The organism is Lyngbya aestuarii BL J (genome assembly GCF_000478195.2).
Classification (GTDB): domain Bacteria; phylum Cyanobacteriota; class Cyanobacteriia; order Cyanobacteriales; family Microcoleaceae; genus Capilliphycus; species Capilliphycus aestuarii.
The window spans coordinates 59,758-83,441 of record NZ_AUZM01000008.1 but is presented as its reverse complement, the minus strand read 5'-3'; the positions used below and the strand labels follow the sequence as shown (position 1 = coordinate 83,441).

18 protein-coding genes are annotated in these 23,684 nt (G+C 39.7%); 6 read left to right on the top strand and 12 right to left on the bottom strand.

Annotation, left to right across the window (positions count from 1 at the left end; genetic code table 11):
- Window positions 1-64 precede the first annotated feature (64 nt).
- Together M595_RS05560 and M595_RS05555 are read right to left on the bottom strand one after the other, a co-directional pair.
- The gene (locus M595_RS05560) at window positions 65-1,369 is read right to left on the bottom strand and encodes a TldD/PmbA family protein (RefSeq protein ID WP_023065060.1); all 1,305 of its coding nucleotides are present in this window, start codon (window positions 1,367-1,369) and stop codon (window positions 65-67) included.
- A gap of 75 nt (window positions 1,370-1,444) precedes the next feature.
- Window positions 1,445-1,942, bottom strand: coding sequence for a hypothetical protein (locus tag M595_RS05555; RefSeq protein ID WP_152983537.1), 498 nt, complete (start codon window positions 1,940-1,942; stop codon window positions 1,445-1,447).
- Window positions 1,943-2,216: 274 nt separating this feature from the next.
- Between M595_RS05555 and M595_RS05550 the strand changes: the two genes are divergently transcribed.
- The gene (locus M595_RS05550) at window positions 2,217-3,311 is read left to right on the top strand and encodes a RuBisCO accumulation factor 1 (RefSeq protein WP_023065142.1); all 1,095 of its coding nucleotides are present in this window, start codon (window positions 2,217-2,219) and stop codon (window positions 3,309-3,311) included.
- A 317-nt stretch (window positions 3,312-3,628) separates the two neighbouring features.
- Here M595_RS05550 and M595_RS05545 read toward each other — a convergent pair whose 3' ends face one another.
- Together M595_RS05545 and rpiA are read right to left on the bottom strand one after the other, a co-directional pair.
- Window positions 3,629-4,810, bottom strand: coding sequence for an aldo/keto reductase (locus tag M595_RS05545; RefSeq protein WP_040483634.1), 1,182 nt, complete (start codon window positions 4,808-4,810; stop codon window positions 3,629-3,631).
- Window positions 4,811-4,914: 104 nt separating this feature from the next.
- The gene (gene rpiA / locus M595_RS05540) at window positions 4,915-5,625 is read right to left on the bottom strand and encodes a ribose-5-phosphate isomerase RpiA (RefSeq protein ID WP_023065110.1); all 711 of its coding nucleotides are present in this window, start codon (window positions 5,623-5,625) and stop codon (window positions 4,915-4,917) included.
- Window positions 5,626-5,976: 351 nt separating this feature from the next.
- Here rpiA and M595_RS05535 point away from each other — a divergent pair, with 351 nt between their 5' ends.
- Window positions 5,977-9,279, top strand: a complete 3,303-nt coding sequence (locus M595_RS05535) for a tetratricopeptide repeat protein (protein ID WP_023065078.1) — start codon at window positions 5,977-5,979, stop codon at window positions 9,277-9,279.
- A gap of 23 nt (window positions 9,280-9,302) precedes the next feature.
- On the opposite strand, the gene M595_RS05530 is transcribed toward M595_RS05535, so the two are convergent.
- From M595_RS05530 to M595_RS05515, 4 genes are all read right to left on the bottom strand, one after another.
- Entirely contained in the window at window positions 9,303-9,635 is a 333-nt protein-coding gene (locus M595_RS05530; protein ID WP_023065061.1) for a circadian clock KaiB family protein, read from the bottom strand.
- A gap of 30 nt (window positions 9,636-9,665) precedes the next feature.
- Window positions 9,666-10,004 (bottom strand): circadian clock KaiB family protein, encoded by a 339-nt coding sequence (locus M595_RS05525; RefSeq protein ID WP_040483633.1) that lies wholly within the window; start codon window positions 10,002-10,004, stop codon window positions 9,666-9,668.
- 68 nt (window positions 10,005-10,072) lie between these two features.
- Window positions 10,073-11,800, bottom strand: coding sequence for a circadian clock protein KaiC (gene kaiC, locus M595_RS05520; RefSeq protein ID WP_040483632.1), 1,728 nt, complete (start codon window positions 11,798-11,800; stop codon window positions 10,073-10,075).
- 281 nt (window positions 11,801-12,081) lie between these two features.
- Window positions 12,082-13,527: an aminotransferase-like domain-containing protein gene (locus M595_RS05515; protein WP_023065100.1), complete on the bottom strand. Its 1,446-nt coding sequence runs from the start codon at window positions 13,525-13,527 to the stop codon at window positions 12,082-12,084.
- Between the two features lie 199 nt (window positions 13,528-13,726).
- Between M595_RS05515 and M595_RS05510 the strand changes: the two genes are divergently transcribed.
- From M595_RS05510 to M595_RS05505, 3 genes are all read left to right on the top strand, one after another.
- On the top strand, window positions 13,727-14,008 hold the full coding sequence (locus M595_RS05510) for a hypothetical protein (protein ID WP_023065024.1): 282 nt from the start codon (window positions 13,727-13,729) through the stop codon (window positions 14,006-14,008).
- Between the two features lie 93 nt (window positions 14,009-14,101).
- Window positions 14,102-14,251 carry a hypothetical protein gene (locus M595_RS31020; protein WP_161809805.1) on the top strand — a complete coding sequence of 50 codons (150 nt, stop codon included), beginning with the start codon at window positions 14,102-14,104 and terminating at the stop codon, window positions 14,249-14,251.
- Window positions 14,252-14,370: 119 nt separating this feature from the next.
- Window positions 14,371-18,030 carry a hydantoinase B/oxoprolinase family protein gene (locus M595_RS05505; protein ID WP_023065141.1) on the top strand — a complete coding sequence of 1,220 codons (3,660 nt, stop codon included), beginning with the start codon at window positions 14,371-14,373 and terminating at the stop codon, window positions 18,028-18,030.
- An 86-nt stretch (window positions 18,031-18,116) separates the two neighbouring features.
- On the opposite strand, the gene M595_RS05500 is transcribed toward M595_RS05505, so the two are convergent.
- A complete protein-coding gene (locus M595_RS05500; RefSeq protein WP_023065043.1) occupies window positions 18,117-19,472 on the bottom strand; it encodes a 16S rRNA (cytosine(967)-C(5))-methyltransferase in 1,356 nt (451 codons plus the stop codon).
- 248 nt (window positions 19,473-19,720) lie between these two features.
- Between M595_RS05500 and M595_RS05495 the strand changes: the two genes are divergently transcribed.
- Window positions 19,721-21,049 carry an adenylate/guanylate cyclase domain-containing protein gene (locus M595_RS05495; RefSeq protein WP_375339234.1) on the top strand — a complete coding sequence of 443 codons (1,329 nt, stop codon included), beginning with the start codon at window positions 19,721-19,723 and terminating at the stop codon, window positions 21,047-21,049.
- Window positions 21,050-21,093: 44 nt separating this feature from the next.
- Here M595_RS05495 and M595_RS05490 read toward each other — a convergent pair whose 3' ends face one another.
- From M595_RS05490 to M595_RS05480, 3 genes are all read right to left on the bottom strand, one after another.
- Window positions 21,094-21,831, bottom strand: coding sequence for a sirohydrochlorin chelatase (locus M595_RS05490; RefSeq protein WP_040483631.1), 738 nt, complete (start codon window positions 21,829-21,831; stop codon window positions 21,094-21,096).
- A gap of 229 nt (window positions 21,832-22,060) precedes the next feature.
- The gene (gene infC, locus M595_RS05485; protein ID WP_023065115.1) at window positions 22,061-22,597 is read right to left on the bottom strand and encodes a translation initiation factor IF-3; all 537 of its coding nucleotides are present in this window, start codon (window positions 22,595-22,597) and stop codon (window positions 22,061-22,063) included.
- A gap of 151 nt (window positions 22,598-22,748) precedes the next feature.
- The gene (locus M595_RS05480; protein ID WP_023065068.1) at window positions 22,749-23,675 is read right to left on the bottom strand and encodes a histone deacetylase family protein; all 927 of its coding nucleotides are present in this window, start codon (window positions 23,673-23,675) and stop codon (window positions 22,749-22,751) included.
- Window positions 23,676-23,684 lie beyond the last annotated feature (9 nt).

Here is a 23,684-nt window from a genome sequence, read left to right as displayed (position 1 = left end):
AACTCTTAATTAACTCTCAACTTAGACAGTTTATGGCAATCTTTGAACGGTTTTAATACCCAATTTATTTCCGGGCGGCGACTCCCAACTGATTAAACAACATACTGGGAACATAAGAACTTCCCCCTAACCATTCCGGGCGATCGCTTAAATCTCCTAACTGTTTAAACGCTTCAAAAATATTACCTGCTACCATTGTATTCTTTAACCGGCCGACAATTTTACCGTTTTCGACTTTATAACCCAAATCCAAATTCACTGAAAATTCTCCCGCGAGTTGGTTAGACTGACCCGCCCCCAACACTTGATCGATAATTAATCCTTCGTCCATACTGGCAATTAAATCGTCTGTAGAAGTGCTTCCTGGGGCGATACAAACATTCACTAAAGAAGGCCCCGGACGGGATAATCCACCGCGAAAACCATTTCCTGTGGGTTGAACTTGACCACGAACTGCCCACTTTCTATCCCAGTAAAACCCTTGAACGGTGCCGTTGTCAATTAAAGTTTTAGAAGTTGTCGGAGTTCCTTCGTCATCAAAGTCACAAGCCCCCGGCCCAAACTGAGGATCTTCTGATAAACTAAAGCGAGGATCAAATAGGGTTTGACCCAGTTTATCACTGAGGGGCGAAGATTTCTGCACCACCGTTTGACCGGATAATACTGTTTTGAATAAACGCCCTAACACCATCGCCACCGCCCTGGGAGTAAATAATACCGGAAAAGAACCACTAGAAATAGTTGCTTTTTGTTCGGCGAGACGGTATTTTTGAATCAAATCTTCGACTAGGCGATCGCTTTCAATTAACCGATCTCGGGCAATATCATAGGTGTAAATTTCGAGAAAATCTTCACCGCGAACCAGATTTCCGCCCAAACTTCCGCTTAAAATTTGACTAGATTGTTCGGCAAAAACATCTTGGCTGGTGGCAATTTGTACAACTTGAGTGCGAACATGAAAGTCAACATTGACCAGAATTTCTGAATTGTAGTGATGAATTTTATCGATTAACGAGTGACCCAATTCTACAAGTTCTTGAGTTGTGGGGGGAGTGTAGGATGTTTTGGGGCGAGAATGATGATAATTTGCTGCAAATTCAAATTCTACCGGATCACCAATTTCTGCGGTTTGAATGGCTGCATCGATCAGATCATCGAGTCGGGTTAAATCAGTTGAACTAGCAAATCCTAATTTACCATTATGAATCACTCGTAAAGCGACGCCTTGTTTTGCTTTGGTTTGTAGGGATTTGAGGCGATTATTTTCAAACTCAATCGGTGTATCTTCAGAGGAGAGAAAATAAACCTCAGCCGCATCGACTTTTTGAGTTGCCTGTCCTAATAGTTGCTCTAGGAGTAAGTTTACCATAATATTATTTTTGAAACTTGGTGTTGGTAGGTTGATCGTTAGACTTTAGCCAATTTCCTCATTTTAGATCAGAAATTATTCCCAAGTCATTGTCCACTGCGTCTCGTTAATTTCCGCTAAAATTTCATCAGGATAAAGAATTCCGGTGTTTGTTTTTTCCGCAACAACATGAAGTTCTATTCCTTCGGAGGGTTCTAACGCTTTTAATGAAGATTCAGTTGCTACCCGCATCGGTACAAAAAATTGATCGGTTGAATCTAAAGCCGGATCAACATATCGTAAAAAATTCATTTCAACGACGGGATCACAAAGTAAAATCAAAACTCTCACCAACTCAATAGAATTTTGTGGATTTTGAGTATTTTCAGGTGAGAAAGTTTGCACTTGAAAGGTGTCCATTTTTTCATCAAACCACTGTTGATAATCTTCCCCTGGCCCCCATTGTGGATAATCACATTCAATATCGGCGACTCCATATCCTTTAATCTGATGGGGATGAACCCATAAACGATTAAATAAACGGTACATCGGAACTTTTTTATAGATTTCTTTGATTAAGACTTTAGAATTCATTAGCGCCATAAAATAATCAAGAGGTTGAGTCGAACAGTTTTTCGACGAAAAGCCCAAAAAACATTCAGTACAGGAGTCAGAATTTCCGACGGAGAAAACTTCAAAAAATTAAAGCATTTCCGATTGGCTGAAGTTTCCCTTTTCCGGTAAACTAAATAAAGTATGAGTAATCTGACCGGATTTTAACTCAACTTCAATCACTCCGTTACCTTTCACTTAAATATTGAATCACAAATTAGAGTGTAGGGTAAACTCAAACTGGATTTTGAACGTTATGACTGGAACACCGCAAGACAACCCGAACCCCAACTCCCAACCCTCTAACGAGATCGGGAATGTAGAAGAATTGGTACAATTACTCCGTCGTAAAGAAGGAACTTGGGTAGACTGGGGACAAGCCTGTGCGACACTACAAAAATCGGGCTACAACTCCCAAAAATTGTTTGAAGAAACCGGATTTGAACCGATTCAGCAAAATCTGGTGATTGTCGCTTCTCAAGTTTACACCTCTTTGGTCACAGGTGGCGCCTCTGAAGGGGTGCGATCGCATTTTCAGCAAAAAGGAAGTGATATTCTCTATGAGTTTCGCATACTCACCCAACCCCAACGTCTAGAGGCGGCTGAGTTTAGTTTATCTCAAAAGATTGATGCTGACGAAGCCAAGGATCTGACTAAGGCGATCAAAGATCTCTCTCGGGTTAGCAATTTACCAGAGGGGTTTACCCGACATCCGGGGGATGCGATCGCTTACCAATGTTGGAAAGCCGCCCGACAACATAGCGATCTCCAACAACGATCACGGTTAATTGCCAAAGGGCTAAGGTTTGCCCATTCTTCGCAAGCCCGAGAACAAATTGAAAAACTATTAACAGATTTTTCAGTTGTTTCAAGTCGCCCCGCCCCTCGTTTACCTGTTTATCGCTTAGAATCGGATGAAGATTTACCCCGTATTCTTCCTGTTGTTGGTGAATTTCCCCTAACTGTAGAGGATTTAAAAGCGGTGCCAATTACGGATGAATCTGAACCGTTTCGGATGGTTAAATTTTCGGGTTCGGGGGTGTGGATACCGCTTCCGGGTTGGCAGGTGATTACAAAGGCAGAAGATCCGGTTGTGATTATTGGTAAAAGCGACACTTTACCGAGTCCTTTACCGGGAAAAATTGAACCGGTTTTAGTGGTGATTGATCGTTCACAACGGAATTGGGAAGCAGATCGTTATTTTTTGATCGAACAGAATAACCAACTAGAATTACAGTGGTTTGAAGAATATCCAGAATTATCGTTGTTCGGACAATTGATTTTAATTATGCGTCCGAAAAAGGTGTTTGATGAGAGTCAACTGGGGAATTTGTTGCAATTTGAGGATTAATTAACTTTTCCCTCAATTGTATCCTTCTGATTTTATCCCCCTAAATTCCCCGCCCCCGTGACCCCCAATAATGGGGGTATTTCTGGGGGACTTTCTTCATCTCCCCTAATGCAATGTTGAAAGCTGCAATAATTCGCTTAACCCTGTTCTTTCTAATTTTGGCGGGTTAGGTTTGTCGATGAGAAAGTTAACCTCTGGTTTTGCTGTCGAACACCTGAACAAACAAGGCAGCGATTACCTTTTTTCTATTTAGATTATCCGATAGTGTTGAAGTCAACTGCTATGTATTTAAACTGGACAACAGCTTAAATACAAGTTTAACTTTGAGATAACCGCTTAACTTCTCCTCCTCCTAACATCTGATCGGCTTCTGCTAAAAAAGTCGGAATTTTGTCAGCATTGGGACTATTGGCTAAACATTCACTCAGGTCAATTTGTTCAAGATTATCGGCTTTTTGTCCCGGAAACCAATGACCCCCATTTCCTAATAGATTATACCGCATTTTTCCATACTCCACCAGATCATAGGCAATTGCTAAATTTCGCAACCATAAAATCACCGGAATGTTAATATTGTTGGGTGTCTTTTCAGGATTGGGTAAGCCAATTTGCCAGGTGGTAAACCAATCTTTTCCTAATGATGAGATTGCCTCTTGTTCTAAACGTTCTAAAATTGGGGGTAAGATTTCATCATAACGATAGTAAAGTTCAATAGTTTTTAAATGTTCATCAAAATCACTGGGTTTAGAAGCCCCTAAACTCAAAGTATGTACTTCTGGATGACTTAAACAAAATAAGTCATTAAATACTATTGGACTGAGGGGAGAACACAGTTCAACTAATTTTTTAGGGGGATCATAAAGTCTTCCCCCTTTGTCTGAGGGACTAATAATAAATACCCCCATATCATGGCGAGTTGCGGCTTCAATTGCCGGCCAATTTAACTGATTGATATAATACCAATGCAGATTCACGTAATCAAATTGATCGGTTTCTATGGTTTTTGTAATCACATCCGTTGGGCCGTGAGTTGAGAAACCAATAAACCTTACTTTGCCTTGATCTTGAAATTTTCGGGCTTCATCAAGACAACCACCGGGTCTAATAGCCCAGTCGAATGTTTCTGGATTATTGATACCATGAATCCCCAATAAATCAACATAATCCAATTGCAAAAAAGCTAAAGACTGGTGAAATTTACGGCGAAATTCTTTAGGATCTTTAGAGGGAGAAACTTTAGTTTGAATGATCAATTGTTCACGGGGAAATTTCGGTAAAACTTGCCCAAGCTGCATTTCTGAAGTCCCATATCCTCGGGCTGTTTCTATGTGATTAATCCCACATTCAAAAGAACGGCGAATGGTCGCTTCTAGATTTTTTTGATTCTCGATTGGAATTTTATGGGCTGGAATATCTTGCCATTTATGCTGATACCGCATTCCTCCACAAGAGAATACAGGCATGGGCAATTCTGTACGTCCAAATCGTCTATAATACATCATATTGATGAGAGGACTAACAACTACAACTTCCCGGTTTATCTATTCTATTTTAATCAAAATAGAGACGTTCTGCCTGAACGCCTCCGAAGGGGTGAGAAAACTTAAGAAATTTCGCGGATTAAGGGTTTTCCGTCTTTGATTTCTCCGACCAAGATCACGTCAGCAACACCCACAAATAAACCATTTTCTAAAACACCGGGAATATTATTAAGGGTTTTTTCTAATTCTGCGGGGTTATCAATGGAGTCAAATTTGACATCAATCACCATATTTCCTTGATCGGTAATCACTGGCCCTGCTTTTTTAACACCCATGCGAAGGGTTGGTTTTCCGCCTAATTTTTCGATTTTGTTCATCACTGGAGTAATCGCTAAAGGGATTACTTCTACGGGGAGTAAAAAGGTTGATCCAAGTTTATCAACGAGTTTAGAACTATCAACAACGACGATCAATTGATCGGCTAAACTATCAACAATTTTTTCACGAGTATGTGCGGCACCTCCACCTTTAATTAGATTCTTATTGGGATCAACTTCATCGGCGCCATCAATGGCAATATCCATGTGATCAATTTCATCTAATGTTACGAGGGGAATACCATATTGTTTAGCGAGTACAGAGGATTGAAATGAGGTGGGAACGCCCTTAATATCTTTGAGTTCTCCACTTTGAAGACGTTCTCCTAAATACTGAAGGGTGTAGGCTGTGGTTGAACCCGTACCCAAACCCACAATTGAACCGGACTTGACGCGATCGGCTGCGGCTTTTCCGACTTGCTGTTTCATTAATTTAACGGGATCTTGTTCGCTCATGTTGAAGACTCCTCAATTTAGGATGATTTTTGGACAATCGGCAATTAAATTTTTAATTACCCCCTATTTACTGTAGCGCGTTAAGGGCATTCTAGAATAGTAGATTGGTTTAAATTGTTAGTTTGAAGGTAAATTATAAACATGATAGTATCCAATTTACAAATCATCTAAGAATTGGCTTCACTCGGCTGATTGAAACTGTTCGGTGAGAAGATCGCCAAATCAATAGCAAGCCGATCACACGTGAATACAATATTTTGATAAGCTTAGAGGTATAGTACCATAATCATTAAAACAGAGCAAATCAAATTTTAATTTTAAATAGACAACGGTTAAATCAAGGAGTTTATTATGAAATTTGAATCAGTTGAGACTTATTTTAAAACCGGAATTAAGTTTCAAGAAGCAGGGAAATGGGGATCGGCGATCGGATCTTATCAACAAGCCCTACAAATGGCCCCACACCAAGCAGAAATTTATCAAAAACTTGCAGAAGTTTTGGTTATGAATGGACAGCTAGAAGCAGGGATAAAAGCGATTCAAACAGCCGTTAATCTCAAGCCAGATTTTGCGATCGCTTATCTCAGCTTGGGAAATGTTTTACAACAACAAAATCAGATAGAACTTGCAATCTGGGCTTATACACAAGCGTTAGATGTACAACCCGAATTCACAGAAGCCCAAGCTAATTTGGGCAGTATGTATTATCATTTACACCGTTTTTTTGAAGCGATTCAGTGTTATCAAAAAGCTATTAATTTAGACTCTAATTCTGCTGTCATTTATTGGATGCTCGGTAATGCTTTTTCTCAAACTGACCAACTTGAACAAGCGATTTCTTGTTATCAAAAAGCCATTGAACTGCAACCCAATCAAGTTAAATTTTACTTAAAGCTTGCTTCTGTTTTAGTCGTTAAAGGTGAAACGATACAAGCGATATCTTATTATCAAACGATTCTCAGATTACAATCTGATTGTTCAGAAGCGATTGTCGCACTCCGTCAATTAACTCAAGCCAATAATCTCACAGATTTAAGCTTGGTTTCTGACTCTAGTGAAGGATTTGAAGAAGGCGGAGTTGATTTACTGAGTCCGCTAACAGAAGCAATAGAAACTGAACAGCACTCTCCAATAAATTATTCTCAAACTGATGCAATTTTTGTTGAAAATTCAAAAAATTTTAGTCCGTTAGAAACAAAATATAATGAACTTAAAGCCTATCAAACCCAGGCTAAATTCTGTGTTGATCAAGGTAAATTTGAACAAGCGATCGCAATTTGTCAGCAAGCCTTAAAAATACAACCTAAATTTTATCACGCCTACGTTATCCTGGGAAATGCACTTCACTTTCAAGGAAAACTCGAAGCAGCAATTCGCGCCTATTCTCAAGCATTAGAACTTCAGCCAAACCTTGCCGAAATCTATGGAAGTCGGGGAACAATGTATGCTAAACTCAATCAAATAGACAAGGCAATTGCTGATTATCAACAAGCCTTAAAACAACAACCTAATTTTGCCGTTGTCCATTGGAATTTAGGAAAGATTTTTCAACGATTAGGAAGATTTGAAGAAACGATTAAAAGTTGGAAAACAGCCTTAGAAATTCAGCCAAACTTGAGCGGTGCAAAACTACACATTGAACTCGGAAATCTTCTCACGCATCAGAAACAATTTACAGAAGCTATTTCCTCCTATCAAAAAGCCCTAGAAATTCAACCCAGTGAAGTTGAAGCCTATTTGAATTTAGGGTGTCTCTATTCTGAACAAAAACAATATGAAGCTGCAATCAAAACCTTTCAAGCTGGAATTAAACTCAATCCTCAAAATCCAGATTTATATCTCAACCTGGGCTTTGCTTTAGTGAAACTCAATCACCATCAAGAAGCGATTAACTGTTATCAAAACTTGCTCAAAATTAAGCCTGATATTCCAGAAGCTTATGCGAGTTTAGGAAATATTTATGCGAATATGGGTCAAGTCAAACAAGCGATTGAAAACTATGAAAAAGCAATCGAGATCAAGCAAGACTGGGCAGAAATATACTGTCGTTTAGCCCATATTCAAAAGCAAGATCAACCCCAAGTTGCTATTGCTAATTTAGAAAAATCAATTGAACTCAACCCTGACTATATTGAAGCTCATCAGCAATTATGTGATCTTCTTAGTCATTCAACAAATCTGACAAAAGCGAGAAAAGCGGCTGATCAATACTGTCAACAATGCGGTGAAAAAGTTCCGGTTTTATCTGCGATTGCTTATATCTTTGCTTATACTCAATCAGGTGCTTATCAAGAAGCCGTAACTAAACTTGTAGAACTAGAAAAAATTTGCAATGAACGAATCAAAAGCTTATCTCTGTTTGAAGTAAATTTGTTGTATGAAATTTTGATTTTTATTGTGTCTCATGTCCGAGATGCTCTAGTCGAAAATACTCATTTTTATAAACAGATTGCGGCTGAATATTATCAAAGACGAGTGCTGAAACCGTTAAAAGTTGTTAACAATTCACCAAGTTTATCACCAAACTCATCACCGAATGCTTTAAAAATTGGTTTTATTTCCAAACACTTTCGCCGTCATTCTGTGGGTTGGTGCAGTGAAGCTTTAATTCGAGAATTATCTGCCATTACACCGAACATTCATCTGTATGTAACTGGACGATTACAAGCTGATGAAGTCACCCAAAAGTTTGAAGAAATCGCTCAGAAGTTTTACTGGCCAAAATCCTATCCGAATGGTTTTGCATCAGCTGAAGAATTAGCCCAAGAAATTTTACAAGATCAAATTGATATTTTAATTGATTTAGATTCAGTCACCGTTCCTGCTAATGTCCAGATTTTAAATTATTCACCTGCTCCCGTTTGTTTGACTTGGCTCGGTTTTGATGCGCCTTATATCACGGACAAGCATTATTTTCTCTGTGATTGGAACACTCATCCGAGCGGACGAGAACAATATTATCGTGAACAATTAATTCGTTTACCCGAAACTTCTGTAGCGATTTCAGGATTAGCAAGTCATCAAGTTAATCGCAATTTAATTAGAAAACAGCTTAAAATAGAATCGGATAAATTAGTTTATCTATGTGTTGCTCCCGGTCGAAAAACAAACTTTGAAATGATCGAAGCGCAAGTCAAAATCCTTAAAGCTGTACCTGAGAGTTTAATGATTAGAAAAGGTCAAGGAGATCATCTTTTAATTCGGGAAATGTATCGTCAATCCTGTGAAGAACAAGGTGTTGATTTTAATCGAATTTTGTTTATTGGATTAACGAAAACCGAAGAAGAACACCGAGCCATTTATCAAGTTGTTGATGTTTTATTAGATTCCTATCCTTACAATGGCGGAACACATAATCTAGAAGCCTTGTGGTCAAATTTACCGATTTTAACAAGAGCAGGTGAACAGTATCTCTCTCGCATGGGTTATGCGTTTTTACAAGCCGTTAACTTGGATGTGGGTGTGGCTTGGAGTTGGGAAGAATATACGGAACTTGGGATAAAATTAGGAACGGATACTGCTTTGAGAACTCAAATTCGAGAACATTTAATTGACTCCAAAAAACCGGAAAACTTAGCCGCTTTGTGGAATCCCCAAAAATTAGCAAAACAGATGTATCAGGTGTTTAAAAAATTACGCTCTGAACATCTTTAAGTTCTCTTATTTAAAACCTAACTTCACATCAAACCTAATGCAGTTAGAACCTTTTGTTTGTCTGAAAAATTCCCAATAATCCGTTGAGACGGTTCTGGAAAAACTTTAATCAGTGTGGGAATAGCAACAATATTTTCAGCTTGTAATCGTTCAGGGTGTTCGTAAATATCGATCACTTCTAGTTCGTGTCGTCCCGCTAGATATTCATCACAAATCTTTTGAAGATTTTTGAGGGCGACAATAGACTGTAAGGCTGTTCCCGCAATATACAAATGCAAAGTGTAATGTACTTCTTTTTTTTCTTGTAAAACTTTCTCAAAGACTTCAGTTGAGTTTTCAATCGACTTTTCTTTCATAACTTAATCATCTCTTTCACGACTCTTTAGTTATTGAGCATTGGTCGAAACTTTATTGATTTCTAACCAAACTACAATCTTTTCTTGATTAGACAAATCTCCAATTACTTTCTTGATAGGTGTCGGGAGTTTTCTAACTAAAGTGGGTAAAGCAATAATTTGATCTTGTTTAGCCAGGTGAGGATTTTTTAACAAATCAATCACTTCAATTGTATATTGATTCTTTAAATACTCCTCACAAACTTGGGTGAGATTTTCAAATGCTCTAATTGAGCGAGTTGTATGTCCAGCGACATAGAGTTTTAATTCCCAAATAGAATTGGGATCTAATGCTTCAAACTGTTCAGAATATTCCACTAAGTTCTCCATAAATTTTGTTAGACATTAGGTTAAGGATAAAGCAAACCAAATCAACAATCTTTGATACAGATTAACGCTTAGTTTTCTGAAGTAATATTTTCATCAGCTTGACGCATTTTAGCCATTATTATTCGATTTTGATGCAAGATGTCCTGAGAGCGTTGTTCAGACTGAATCATCAACTCTAGTTCTTCTTTTTCCGTATCGATTTGAGCTTGTAGAGCATCAATTTGTGATTGCACGATCGCTTGTTTACATTCTAGCTGTCTCTGTTTACGTTCAAACTCCTGCTGACGAGCTAATCCATTTGCTTTTTCTTGAGCTTCTTGAATTGTGCGAGCCGTTCCCGTAAACACCTGACCTTGACCTAAATACACATCACTCAGTTTAATCCCCTGCTTTGTTAACAGCATTTCTCGCATTTGATTTGAATGTTCCATCCCCCGAGATTTCAATACATACAATAGACGATTCCGTTCACCATTCGTTTCTGTCATTCGCACTTCTAACCAAGTATCCATCAAGGATGAAATGCCAATTTCAGTATACTCAATGATATTGCTACCGGATATTAAATTGGTCAATAAAACCGTGATTTGTTTACTCTTGAAAAAGTCAATTAAACGGAATAAAAAAGCTTTCGCTTGTGTTAATGTTCCGCTCATTGTCAGATTACTCATTGGATCAATAATCACGACGCTAGGCTTGACTTCATCAATCAGACGGTACAATGTCACCAAATGCAACTCTAAACCCGTAGCTGTGGGGCGTTCAGCCTTAAATCGTAGTAATCCTTGTTCGACAAAAGGCTCTAAATCCACCCCGACAGAACGTTGGTTACGGATAATCTGGTTTGGGGCTTCTTCAAAAGCCAGATACAGACAGTGTTCTCCCCGCTGACATACGGCTTGAGCAAAATGGGCGGCGAGAGTGGTTTTTCCAGTTCCGGCGGTGCCTGTGATTAAAACACTGCTGCCTCGATAGTAGCCTTCCCCTCCGAGCATGGCATCCAACCGAGAAATTCCGCTGGAAATTCGTTCATTAGAAACCTCATGTTCTAAACCCACAGAAGTAATCGGTAAAACCGAAATCCCATTTTCATTAATCAGAAACGGATATTCATTGCTTCCGTGATAAGAACCCCGATATTTGATAATTTGTAAACGACGAGTTGAGACTTCTTCTTGGATGCGTTGATCGAGTCTGATTACGCAATCAGAAACATATTCTTCGATACCGTTTCGGGTGAGACTATTATCGCCCCGTTCTGCGGTAATAATGGCGGTGACTCCTTTGGTTTTGAGCCAGCGAAATAATCGCCGTAATTCCGCTCTGATGATTGCAGTATTAGAAAGTCCGGCAAACAACACTTCAATCGTATCAAGAACAACTCGTTTAGCGCCGATCTGATCAATGGCACAACCTAAGCGGATAAATAAGGCTTCTAAATTATATTCGCCGACTTCTTCAATTTCTTCGGGGTCAATATGAACATAATCAATACTGATTTTATTTTCGGCAGTTAGTTGTTTTAAATCCCAACCGAGAGAGGCAACATTTTCAGTCAATTCTTCGGCTGTTTCTTCAAACGCTATAAATACACCCGGTTCATTGTATTGAACTGCACCCCGCACTAAAAACTCCATTGCCAATAGAGTTTTACCACAACCTGCTGTACCACAGACGAGAGTTGGCCGTCCTTTTGGAAGTCCACCTAAGGTAATTTCGTCTAATCCATTGATACCCGTAGAACACTTAGGCAGCTCTTTGTGTTGTGATGGCATTGTACTTTTAAGTTCTATCATTCTGAATCGTCCTCAAGGATGAATTTAATTTTTGTCAAATTAATAGTGCTTTTCCTCATTTGCTGATATTTATCCATTTTAGAGCTTCTATTCTATTCTAGCTAGTTCTTATAAAGATAACATCTAGCCTAAAAAATTACCATAATCAACTTGAACATTTTATGAAAGAGATCGGTTGAGTTAAAAGTTGTGTCGTGCTAATCCGTGGATTGTAGAAGTAGAGACTTGATAACTTTCAGCGAATTTACTGAATTTTTTAGGAGTAGAATTAAAAGTCTATTCTATAACTGCTGATGAATTAGAACACCTAACGTTTTTAGGGCTTGTTCGAGTTGATCTGACCAGGGAATTCCGCAATTGAGACGAAAGCAGTTTTGATAACTTCCCGATACCGAAAATATTGAACCGGGTGCAATACTAATATTGTCTTGAAGTGCTTGATGGTAGAGCATCATTGAATCAAAATTTGAGGGAATTTCGACCCACAAAACATAACCACCCTTGGGTCGAGTAACTTTGGTTTCATCAGGAAAATATTCATAAATCGCTTGTGTCATTCGGATGACTTGTTCTTGATAAGCCCGTCGTAATTGTCGGAGGTGGCGATCATATCCCCCATTGGCTAAAAAACTCGCAATTGTAAGCTGATTTGCTGCTGCCGTGTTAATATTCGTAATCAATTTTAGCTGTTCAACTTTTGTTTGATAACGACCGGGAACCGTCCAACCGACGCGCAAACCCGCAGAGAGTGTTTTGCTACAAGAAGCACAATACATGACTAAACCCTTGCGATCATAAGCTTTAATCGCCTTCGGACGATTGCCGTCAAATTTTAAATCTCCATAAATATCATCTTCAATCAGAGGAATATCATACCGTTCTAAAATTTCTAGTAGTTGTTTTTTATGAGAATCACTCATACAACACCCCAGAGGATTACTAAAATTAGAAACAACAGTACAAGCCGCAATATTTCCCTGTTTTAATGCTGTTTCTAATTCTTCAAGAATTAACCCATCTCGCGGATGAGTCGGAAGTTCTAATGCTCGCAAATGCAACGATTCCAAAATTTCTAATAAACCATAATAACAAGGAGATTCAATCGCCACTGTATCTCCCGGTTTAGTCACCGCCCGCAAACACAAATGAAGGGCTTCTGTAGTACCATTTGTGATTAAAATTTGTTCGGGAGTCAGGGAACATCCCGCATCCATCAAACGACGGGCGACTTCGTGACGGAGGGGTTCACAGCCCGGAAGTGGGTTATAGGCGTGACAAGTTTCGGGATATTGACGCATCACCTGTCCCATTAAACGGTTCAGGGCTTTAACCGGAAACAGTTGGGGATCAGGAACCGCAGCCCCTAAACGGATAATATTTGGATCTCGCAGCGCCACATTAATCCCCAAAGCAATTGAAGCGTCTACAGTATAGATGCGACGGGGAGGCGCCGAAGGGTTTGGTTCATCGCGATGGGACAGCAACGGCGTTTGCTTGACAAAATAACCCGACTGGGGACGCGCCTCAATTAAACCTCGATCTTCGAGAAGGCGATAGGCTTCCAATACCGTAGAAATACTGACGTTCATCTGTTTGTGCATCCGTCTGACCGAGGGGATGCGATCGCCCGGTTGCAGAGTACCTTCTTCTATTAGAGACTGGACGCGATAGGCGACCTGCTCATAGAGGTTGGTGCGATCTAATTTTTCTAAGGGTTTGAGGTTCATAGGGGTTAAATGTGAGGCTCTCAAGATACTGATCAATACAGTTCTCAGCGTTAACTAGCATAACAGTTGCTTTAAGTTAAAACTGTTATGGTTACAAATTATTATAACTGCCTCTGTTTTGTTTCCATCAAGTTCGGCAAAATAACAATAACCCCAAATCAAATGGGTTCCAACTCAAATTTGTTGAGGAGTAATTTCTATGAAAATAACTCAAGTTTTGCTTGCTTTTCCCTCTGATACTTGTTCTAAGCGTCAAGATCATTCCCATAAAATCAAAACACAACTCAGCCAAACCTTTTCTCAGACTTTTCAATACATTATCCATTTTTTAGCCAACAACTCAGAACCTCGAATTTGGCAAACTAAAACCCGAAAAGGAGACTTAATCTGGCATATTTACGATCCCAAAACTGGACAGAATGAACAATTCACCTGTGAACAAGACGTGCGAATTTGGATAGAAAAACAGTATTATCGCTAATTTCACCTAGACTCAACACAGTTAACTCAAATTTAAGTGTGATGATCATCTACCTTCCCAACACCCTATTTTGTGATCAACAAAGGAACTATTATGCTTATTTATGACTTTCATCTGGACACCCTTAACTCAAAACACCTGAACTCTTTCAATCATACCTTAAATCTCATCAAAAAATTTTGGAAGTTTAGCAACTACTACGGTAACTTTATCGCCACTTCTCCCGATCATCGCCAGAAATAAACCCGAAATCGAAATTAACCCTACCCGGTTCAACTTGCTACAATATAAACTCTCACCGCCTATACATTCGGTTTGAGACTTGAAGACAATCAATTCAATTTTTTTGAGGTTAAAACCAGATGACTAACACACAATCAAATCCTAAAAATACAGATAAATTTCAATTTTGGATTGATCGGGGTGGTACTTTTACTGATATTGTCGCCCGTACTCCTTCTAACCAAATGATTGCCCATAAATTACTCTCAGAAAATCCTGAACGGTATCAAGATGCAGCCATTCAAGGAATTCGAGAAATCCTAGAGTTATCACCCGATGAACCCATTCCTAGCCACCGCATTTCTGAGGTAAAAATGGGAACCACTGTCGCCACAAATGCCCTCCTCGAACGTAAAGGCGACCGCACTCTTTTAGTGATTACCAAAGGCTTCAAAGATGCACTCAGAATCGGCTATCAAAATCGTCCAAATATTTTTGCTCGTGAGATTATTTTACCCGAAATCCTCTATGAACAAGTGATCGAAGTTGATGAACGTTATGATGTTTCAGGAAATGAATTACAACCTGTTAATATTGAATTACTCAAACCTCGACTCCAAGCAGTTTACGATAGCGGAATTCGGAGTTGTGCTATTGTTTTAATGCACGGCTATCGTTACCCCAAACACGAACAAGAAATTGCTGAACTGGCTCAAAAAATCGGCTTTTCTCAAATCTCCGTCTCTCACAAAGTCAGCCCGTTAATGAAACTGATTAGTCGGGGAGATACAACCGTTGTTGATGCCTATCTTTCTCCTATTTTACGTCGCTATGTTGAACAAGTTTACAGTCAGTTAAATAGTGGCGATGAATCTGTTTCATTATTATTTATGCAGTCTAATGGTGGCTTAACCGATGCCCGAAATTTTCAAGGAAAAGATAGCATTCTTTCTGGCCCTGCCGGAGGAATTGTTGGGGCAGTTCAAACCAGTTTAAGGGCAGGTTTTGAGAAAATAATTAGCTTTGATATGGGCGGAACTTCCACCGATGTCGCCCATTATAACGGTGAATATGAACGGGAATTTGAAACAGAAATTGCCGGGGTGCGGATGCGAGTTCCCATGATGGCCATTCATACTGTCGCCGCAGGTGGGGGTTCCATTGTCCGGTTTGATGGGTCGCGTTATCGGGTTGGGCCGGAGTCTGCGGGGGCGAATCCTGGGCCAGCTTGTTATCGCAAAGGCGGGTTATTAACGGTAACAGACTGTAATGTGATGTTGGGAAAAATTCAACCTGAATACTTTCCCCAAGTGTTTGGAATTAACGGAAATTTAGCGTTAGATGGGGAAATTGTTCGGCAAAAATTTCAGGAGTTGGCAACAGAAATTCAAGCCAAAACCGGAGATAGTCGTACTCCCGAAGATGTCGCGACAGGGTTTATTGCCATTGCCGTTGAAAATATGGCAAATGCAATTAAAAAAATCTCCCTTCAACGGGGTTATGATGTCTCAAACTACACCCTTTGTTGTTTTGGGGGGGCTGGTGGTCAACACGCTTGTTTAATTGCCGATACACTAGGAATTAAGCAGATATTTATTCATCCCTATGCAGGTGTTTTATCTGCTTATGGCATGGGGTTAGCTGATATTCGGGCAATGCGAGAACAGGCGGTAGAAGCAACATTAACCGACGAATTAATCCCGAAGTTACAAACTATTTTAACACAACTTGAAACCGAGTGTAAACAAGAATTAACGACTCAACACCTACAAACCCTAACTTCAGCAAAAGTCAACTTAAAATACGAGGGAACAGATTCAACCCTAACCGTTAATTTTGCCAATTATCACACCATGAAAGCCGAGTTTGAACACAAACATCAAACCATTTATGGCTTTATCCGAGAAGGGAAAACATTAATTGTAGAATCGGTTTCTTTAGAAGTCATTCAACACATGGACACCCCAGAAGAACCGATCATTTCTCGCACTCGTTCTCAACCGCTTTTACCCATCGCAAATGTACAAATGTATACACCCCAAGGTTGGCAAAATACACCCCTATTTCAGCGAGAATATTTACAACCCGGAGATAGTATTATCGGCCCGGCAATGATTATCGAAGGCACCGGAACTAATATTATTGAACCCAGTTGGCAAGTCACCTTAACTGAACGCAATCATTTAGTTTTAAATAAACTCAAAACCTCAAATTCTCAGTCTGAATTAACTTCAAACACTCTATCAAACCCTTCCCAACCCGATCCCGTGCGGCTAGAAATCTTTAAAAACTTATTTCAATTTATCGCCGAACAAATGGGAATCACTCTCCAAAATACAGCCGCTTCTGTTAATATTAAAGAACGCCTCGACTTTTCCTGTGCAGTTTTTGATAAACAAGGTCAACTTGTTGCCAATGCCCCTCATATTCCCGTGCATTTGGGTTCAATGAGTGAAAGCGTTAACAGTTTAATTAAAGCCAAAAAAGACGATTTAAAAGTGGGGGATGTTTATATGCAAAATAACCCCTATGATGGCGGCACTCATTTACCCGATGTAACGGTAATTACCCCGGTTTTTGCCCCCAATACCAACCAAATTTTATTCTACGTGGCGTCTAGGGGTCATCAAGCTGATATTGGCGGAATTACCCCCGGTTCAATGCCTCCAAACAGTACAACTGTTGAGGAAGAAGGGATTTTAATTGATAACTTTCAATTGGTCAATCAGGGTGAATTTTGTGATGTAGAATTGTTAGAGTTATTAACCTCAGGACGTTATCCCTCTCGAAATCCTGATATTAATATTGCCGACTTACAAGCCCAAATTGCCGCCAATAAAAAAGGAACACAAGAACTCCAAAAAATGGTGAATCAATACGGCTTAGAAACGGTACAAATCTATATGGGTTATGTGCAGGATAACGCTGAAGAATCTGTACGTCGGGCAATTGATGTGTTGAAAGATGGCGAGTTTACCTATGAGATGGATGGGGAAAGTCAAATTCAAGTTGCCATTAAAATAGATAAAAAGACTCGCAGTGCTACTATCGATTTTTCAGGAACTTCCCAACAGTTAAATACTAACTTTAATGCCCCCAAAGCAGTCTGTAAAGCAGCCGTTTTGTATGTGTTTAGAACCCTGGTTAATGACCAGATTCCCCTCAATGCTGGCTGTTTAAAACCCCTCAATATTATTATCCCTGAAGGATGTATGTTGAACCCTCGTTATCCGGCGGCGGTTGTGGCGGGAAATGTGGAAACCTCTCAAACCATTGTTGATGCTTTATACGGGGCGTTGGGCGTGATGGCAGCCTCTCAAGGTACCATGAATAATTTTACTTTTGGAAGCGATCGCCATCAATATTATGAAACAATTTGTGGGGGTTCAGGTGCGGGTGAAAACTTTAACGGTACTGATGCGGTTCATACTCATATGACCAACTCTCGTTTAACCGATCCAGAGGTCTTAGAATGGCGGTTTCCGGTATTATTAGAAGAATTTAGTATTCGTTCAAATAGTGGCGGGAAAAGGCAAAATCAAGGCGGAAATGGCATCATTCGACAAGTTTGTTTTCTAGAAAAAATGACGGCGAGTATCTTATCGGGACATCGGATTATTTCTCCGTTTGGACTTGCGGGAGGCGAAGCAGGTTTAGTGGGTAAAAATTATGTGATTCGCAGTAATGGAACGGTAGAAATATTGGGAAGTACCGCTACAGTTGAGATGAATATTGGGGATGTATTTGTAATAGAAACTCCGGGCGGTGGAGGATATGGAAATATTAAACCGATGAGTTAATACCTCTGGCTAACCCTCTCCTACGAGGAGAAGGAACCGGAAAAATTCCCCCTCGCCTTTGAGGAAAAGGGGCTAGGGGGAGAGGTCTAACTCGAAATTCGTTGAAGTCTCACGATAAAAAAACCATCCATATTCTGTCGATGGGGCCAGACTTTTAAATACCCTTCTGAAGTGATAACATCTTGTAAAGGAATTGTAGGTGAATTAATTTCCCAATTGGAATTATGACTTAAAAAAGATTGAATAATAGTTTCATTTTCTAGAGGATGTATCGTACAGGTTGCATAGACCAAATACCCTCCTGGTTTCACCCAAGTTGCCGTTTTTTCTAATAGTTCGGCTTGTAATTCTGAAAGTTCTTGAACATTTTGTTCTGTATGTCTCCAACGTGCATCAGCCCGACGATGTAACGTTCCTAAACCAGAACAAGGTGCATCTAATAAAACTCGATCTGCACAACTATTATACTCAGAAAGCTCACGAATATCAGCGACTTGAGTGGTAATCGATTTTAGTTGCAATCGTTCTTGATTTTGTTGTACTTTTTTCAGTCGAGATTTAGCGCGATCAAAGGCTAAAATTGTACCTGTATCTTGCATTAATTCGGCAATATGAGTTGTTTTTCCCCCCGGTGCCGCACAAGCATCAATAATGATTTCTCCGGGTTGAGGATTGAGAATATGACTTACCCATTGAGCGCTACTATCCTGAATACTCCACCATCCTTGTCGATAACCGGGTAAATTTTGAATCTCTCCAATACTTCCTGATAGTCTCAACGCTTGGGGTAAATGAGGGATTGGGGTAACGTTTATTCCCGCTAACTTCAGTTCAGTTTCAACAGTGTCTCGGCTTGTTTTTAAAGCGTTAATTCTTAAATCAATAGTCGGAGATTGATTGAACCATTGACAGAGTTTTTCAGTTTCTTCTAAACCCAGTTTATTTAGCCAATATTCAAGAATCCAATCTGGAAAACTATATAAAGTTCCTAAAGTTTGAATCAAGTTTTCATCTTCTAATCTGAGAATTGGATGATTTTGAATTTGTTTTTCTTGTTGACGCAAATACTCTCTCATAATCCCATTTACAAATCCACTCAGTCCAGATAAACCATTGGTTTTTGCTAATTCAACACTGGTATTCACCGCAGCCGAAGCTGGAATTTGACTTAGATAGTACAATTGATAAAATCCTAAGTGCAAAATAATTCGCAGATCTGGGGGCTGTTGGTGGGATTTTTTTTGAGCAAATTGATCAATTAAAGCATCAAGCGATCGCCGTCTTCTCACACAACCATAAACCAATTCTGTTGTTAACCGTCGGTTCACTTTACTCAAGTCCGCTTTCCGCAGGTTTTCATCTAAAGCAATATCAGCATAAACTCCCCGCCGTTCGACCTCTCGGAGTATGATAAATGCTAATTGGCGAGGATTATCATTCATTGCGATTTTATCCTTTAAATTCACTCAATCTCAGACTTTCTATTCCTACCGTTGTCAATTCAACCTGATGATTTATTCACAATCAAATCTCAATCGATCTCCGGTGCATTTTGTTGACTCCTAACAATCCCGTTGATCCGTCAGACAAATTTTTTGTACATTCTTGTAAATTATACCTTAATATTAGAAAGTGATTAACTGAGGGATCTAAACCATCTTAACTTGAAAATACAACCCAGGTGAGAATGATGCAAAGGTTTCAGGGTGTTCAGAAGGTTGAGGTTTTTGTTCGTAACCTCGTCCAGTCGCTTTTTCAGAGTCCTGACATTTCCGAAGCCGCCAGTTATGAAATTTGGCGACATCGTTTTATTCATCAACGACTGAGTTTAGGAGTCGGACTGGCGTTTATTGCTTATCTGACATTTACACTATCACAGCTTAATAATTTATGGTTTAATCCCGAAAATTTCAAACTCGCTTGGTTGATTACTCAAATGAGTGTTGAACTGGGTTTATTGGGAGGATTTATATTATTACGAACGGCAATTGGTGTTCGTTATCCGGCTTTTGTTTTTCTTTTATTAACTTGGTTAGTCACACTGAGTCCACAAATTCGAGCAACAATAGCCGGATTTTCTCGACCTGCGATTATTGAATGGCCGCTAACCTTTTTTTCACTTGCTACTTTAATTCCGGTTTGTTGGCCCCTACATTTCATTGGTCAGGCGGGAACGTTTATCTATTATCTAGGGACACAAATTCTGTTTAATTTAGAGGTAGAATATCCCTCCGACTGGATGACCTCTGATTTTTTATTCCTGTATTTTTTCTGGATTTGTTTGATTAGTAATCTTTCGGTTTATTTGTATGATCGATTAGCCCGTTCTGAGTTTAATTCTCGTCTGGCTTTAGAACAAGCTTACCAACAACTCCAAGTCGAACAGGAACGTTCTGAAGCCTTAATCCTAAATATTTTGCCTGTTCCGATTGCTCAACGTTTAAAACAAAAACCTGTTAAGACCATTGCCGATAACTTTACCAATGCGGGGGTTTTATTTGGTGATATTGTCGGATTTACTGAACTGTCTGGAAAAATGCCTCCGGCTGAATTAGTTCAACTTCTCGGACAAATTTTTTCTCGTTTTGATCATTTAGCGGATAAACATCATCTTGAAAAAATTAAAACAATTGGTGATGCTTATATGGTGGTTTCTGGATTACCGATTCCCAAAGAAGATTATGCAGAAAGGATAGCAGATATGGCGTTAGATATGCAAAAAACTATTCTAGAATTTAATGCTGAAACGGGACAAAAATTTCAGATGCGAATTGGAATTGCGATCGGCCCGGTTGTTGCGGGTGTAATTGGCTTGAAAAAGTTTATTTATGACTTGTGGGGAGATACTGTTAATATTGCGAGTCGGATGGAATCTCACGGAATTGCAAATGAAATTCAGGTAACAGAAACAACTTATCATGCTTTAAAAGATGACTATTCTTTTGAAAGACGAGGTTCAATTTTAGTCAAAGGAAAAGGAGAAATGACGACTTATTTATTGAAAGGAAAGAAAAGTTAAGCCTCTCCTTCTACTCCTTCTACCTTTTCTTTTGAGTTTTTCAGTTAACTCAGGGTTAACATATCAATCACTAAATTCACGAGGGCATCATTAACTCCTAAAGGTTCAGCGATCATAATTTTTACTTGAGGAAATTTTTCAGCTAATTGTTCACTCAAACGAGTAATTGCATCGGTGGTTTCTCCCGCAAAGATAAAATAAGGCAAAATTCCAATGTTTTGATATCCGGTTTGAACTAACGCTTCAACTTGGGATTCTAAACTCGGAGAGGTGAACCAATAAGCCGGAATTGCCCCTAACTGACTCGCTAATTCTTCGACAGGTTGATTTCCCTGGGGGCGACGACTTCCATGACTCAGTAAAATCCAAACGTCACAAGGAATAGAAGTAATTTGATAGGTTAATTCTGTGGCTAAACGAGACAGTTGAGATCCTAAGTAGGGTTTTATCTTGATGTTCACTGTCGATTTTAGTGCAGTTTCAGCCCGTGCAACTTCTTGAGGAATATCCTCTTTGACATGAACTCCAGGAAGCAGAAATAACGGCAAGATTTCGACTTGATTTAATCCTAAAGTTCGGGTATATTCTGCAAATTGTTGAATTTGTTGATGCAAAGGTACGGAAGAACATTCTAAAGTTGCAGTTGCCAGGACTGGTGAAGGCGAACTCGGTAATAATCGAATGGAAATTCGCTTTTTTAACCGTTCAGCTAACTGTTTTAAGGCCTGCTGCGGTCGAGGGTCATGGCTCCCGTGAGAAACAAGCAAGTAGGTGGAATACAATTGCCCAGATGTGATAATTGACTTGAATTTCTGACTAATATAATCACTGATATTGTAGCGGATTAGAAGCAGTGAATAAAAATTAAATCAAAATTAAATCAAAATTAAGTCAAAATTAAGCCAAAAGAGAGTGAGGGTAGCGTCACCACATCCAAATCATGCTATGATTAATGCGACTTCACACTCCCTCAACCCCATCATTCGTATCTAAAAATTGCTTAAAACACAATCATGCTTTTCGAGGAGTCAGCAACATCGTGATGCGACTTCCTTCTCGCTTAGGAGATTGTTGAATCTGAGCAAATTCTTCGAGATCTATTGCCATCCGATCCAATAAATCTTTGGCCAGTCCACCATGAAGGTTTTCTCGTCCCCGCATTGTCACCGTTGCTTTGACTGGGTTCCCCGACTTTAAAAACCGTTTGGCATGGTTGACGCGCACTGAATAATCATGATCTTCAATTTTGTAGCGCATCTTCAACTCTTTGAGCTGACTTTTACTAGACTGACGGTTATTTTCTTTACTTTTTAACTGCTGATATTTGTATTTACCGTAGTCGAGAATTCGACAGACTGGAGGGTTGGCTGTATCACTCACCAATACTAAATCCAGTTCTTTATCTTGGGCGATGGATAGAGCTTCTCGGGGGGGCATTGTTCCCAAATTAGAACCATCCTCATCAATCGTTCTCACTTCTGGACAACGAATATCCTCATTAATGGGCGTGGTATTTTTTTTCGGGCTGACTGGATTTCTATGTTTCACTAAGCAGAACCTCGTCTTAACTGTATACTTCCATTATGACGGATAGTTTTCCATTCCTGTCAAGGGTCAAAAGATAGAGATGACCCCCAGAGTGGGAGCGATCGCGCTTGGTGATTACCTTCTGGCTGAGGTTAACTCTTTTAAGATTTTCTTAAGCTAAACAGGATTCGATCGTCGCCACCACCGACTGCGCTAAACTCGCCAGATCATAGCCCCCCTCTAGTCCAAATAAAATTTTTGACGTCAATTGCAAACAATATTCAGTGAATAATCCATAGTCTTGAGGATACAAAGAAATATTCGCTAACGGATCATCATGATTGGCATCATAACCCGCACTCACAATTAACAAATCGGGCTGAAAATTTTGTAAAAAAGGCATAACTTTAGATTCAAATGCCCCCTTGTATAATTCCACTGTACTACCGGGTGACATCGGAATATTCAAAACATTATTATAAGCCCCCTGTTCTCCTTCAAAACCCGTACCAGGATAACAAGGAGATTGATGTAAAGAACAATAAGCCAAGTTAGGATGATTTTCAATAATGGCTTGCGTGCCATTGCCATGATGCACATCCCAATCCAAAATCGCTACTTTGTTGATATTCGGTTGTTGCAAGGCATAATGAGCCGCGATCGCCGCATTAGAAAACAGACAAAATCCCATCCCTCGATCCGCTTCGGCATGATGCCCGGGTGGACGCGCCAACACAAAAGCCGGTTGGTTCTTCTCCAAAACCGAGTTAATCCCGTCTAACCAAGCATTCACCGCCAGTAAAGCCACCTCATAACTTTCCGTTGAAAGAGGGGTGTCGCCATCAAGATAACCCCCACCATTGACAGAGATTGCCTTTACCAATCGAATATGATCGACGCTGTGAACTTCTTCGAGTAAGGGTTTGAGCTTAGTTTTGGAGTCGCTCGTCACGGCAGTCGGGAACTGCCAATCAATTTGTGCTGCCCAAGGTGTCGCTTTCAGGGCTTTAACAATCGCACTTAGACGTTCAGGGCGTTCTGGATGAAGCAAACCTGTTTTGTGTTCGAGGAATTGATCGCAATAGATAACAGTAATCATTTGTCCGGT

Coding starts and splice junctions, on each gene's coding strand:
- M595_RS05515 (WP_023065100.1), bottom strand. CDS start 13,527: ATGAACCTCAAACCCTTAGAAAAATTAGATCGCACCAACCTCTATGAG.
- M595_RS05550 (WP_023065142.1), top strand. CDS start 2,217: ATGACTGGAACACCGCAAGACAACCCGAACCCCAACTCCCAACCCTCT.
- M595_RS05535 (WP_023065078.1), top strand. CDS start 5,977: ATGAAATTTGAATCAGTTGAGACTTATTTTAAAACCGGAATTAAGTTT.
- M595_RS05510 (WP_023065024.1), top strand. CDS start 13,727: ATGAAAATAACTCAAGTTTTGCTTGCTTTTCCCTCTGATACTTGTTCT.
- M595_RS05495 (WP_375339234.1), top strand. CDS start 19,721: ATGCAAAGGTTTCAGGGTGTTCAGAAGGTTGAGGTTTTTGTTCGTAAC.
- M595_RS05545 (WP_040483634.1), bottom strand. CDS start 4,810: ATGTATTATAGACGATTTGGACGTACAGAATTGCCCATGCCTGTATTC.
- M595_RS05480 (WP_023065068.1), bottom strand. CDS start 23,675: ATGATTACTGTTATCTATTGCGATCAATTCCTCGAACACAAAACAGGT.
- M595_RS05500 (WP_023065043.1), bottom strand. CDS start 19,472: ATGAATGATAATCCTCGCCAATTAGCATTTATCATACTCCGAGAGGTC.
- M595_RS05525 (WP_040483633.1), bottom strand. CDS start 10,004: ATGGAGAACTTAGTGGAATATTCTGAACAGTTTGAAGCATTAGATCCC.
- M595_RS05505 (WP_023065141.1), top strand. CDS start 14,371: ATGACTAACACACAATCAAATCCTAAAAATACAGATAAATTTCAATTT.
- M595_RS05560 (WP_023065060.1), bottom strand. CDS start 1,369: ATGGTAAACTTACTCCTAGAGCAACTATTAGGACAGGCAACTCAAAAA.
- kaiC (WP_040483632.1), bottom strand. CDS start 11,800: ATGATAGAACTTAAAAGTACAATGCCATCACAACACAAAGAGCTGCCT.
- M595_RS05530 (WP_023065061.1), bottom strand. CDS start 9,635: ATGAAAGAAAAGTCGATTGAAAACTCAACTGAAGTCTTTGAGAAAGTT.
- rpiA (WP_023065110.1), bottom strand. CDS start 5,625: ATGAGCGAACAAGATCCCGTTAAATTAATGAAACAGCAAGTCGGAAAA.
- M595_RS31020 (WP_161809805.1), top strand. CDS start 14,102: ATGCTTATTTATGACTTTCATCTGGACACCCTTAACTCAAAACACCTG.
- M595_RS05555 (WP_152983537.1), bottom strand. CDS start 1,942: ATGAATTCTAAAGTCTTAATCAAAGAAATCTATAAAAAAGTTCCGATG.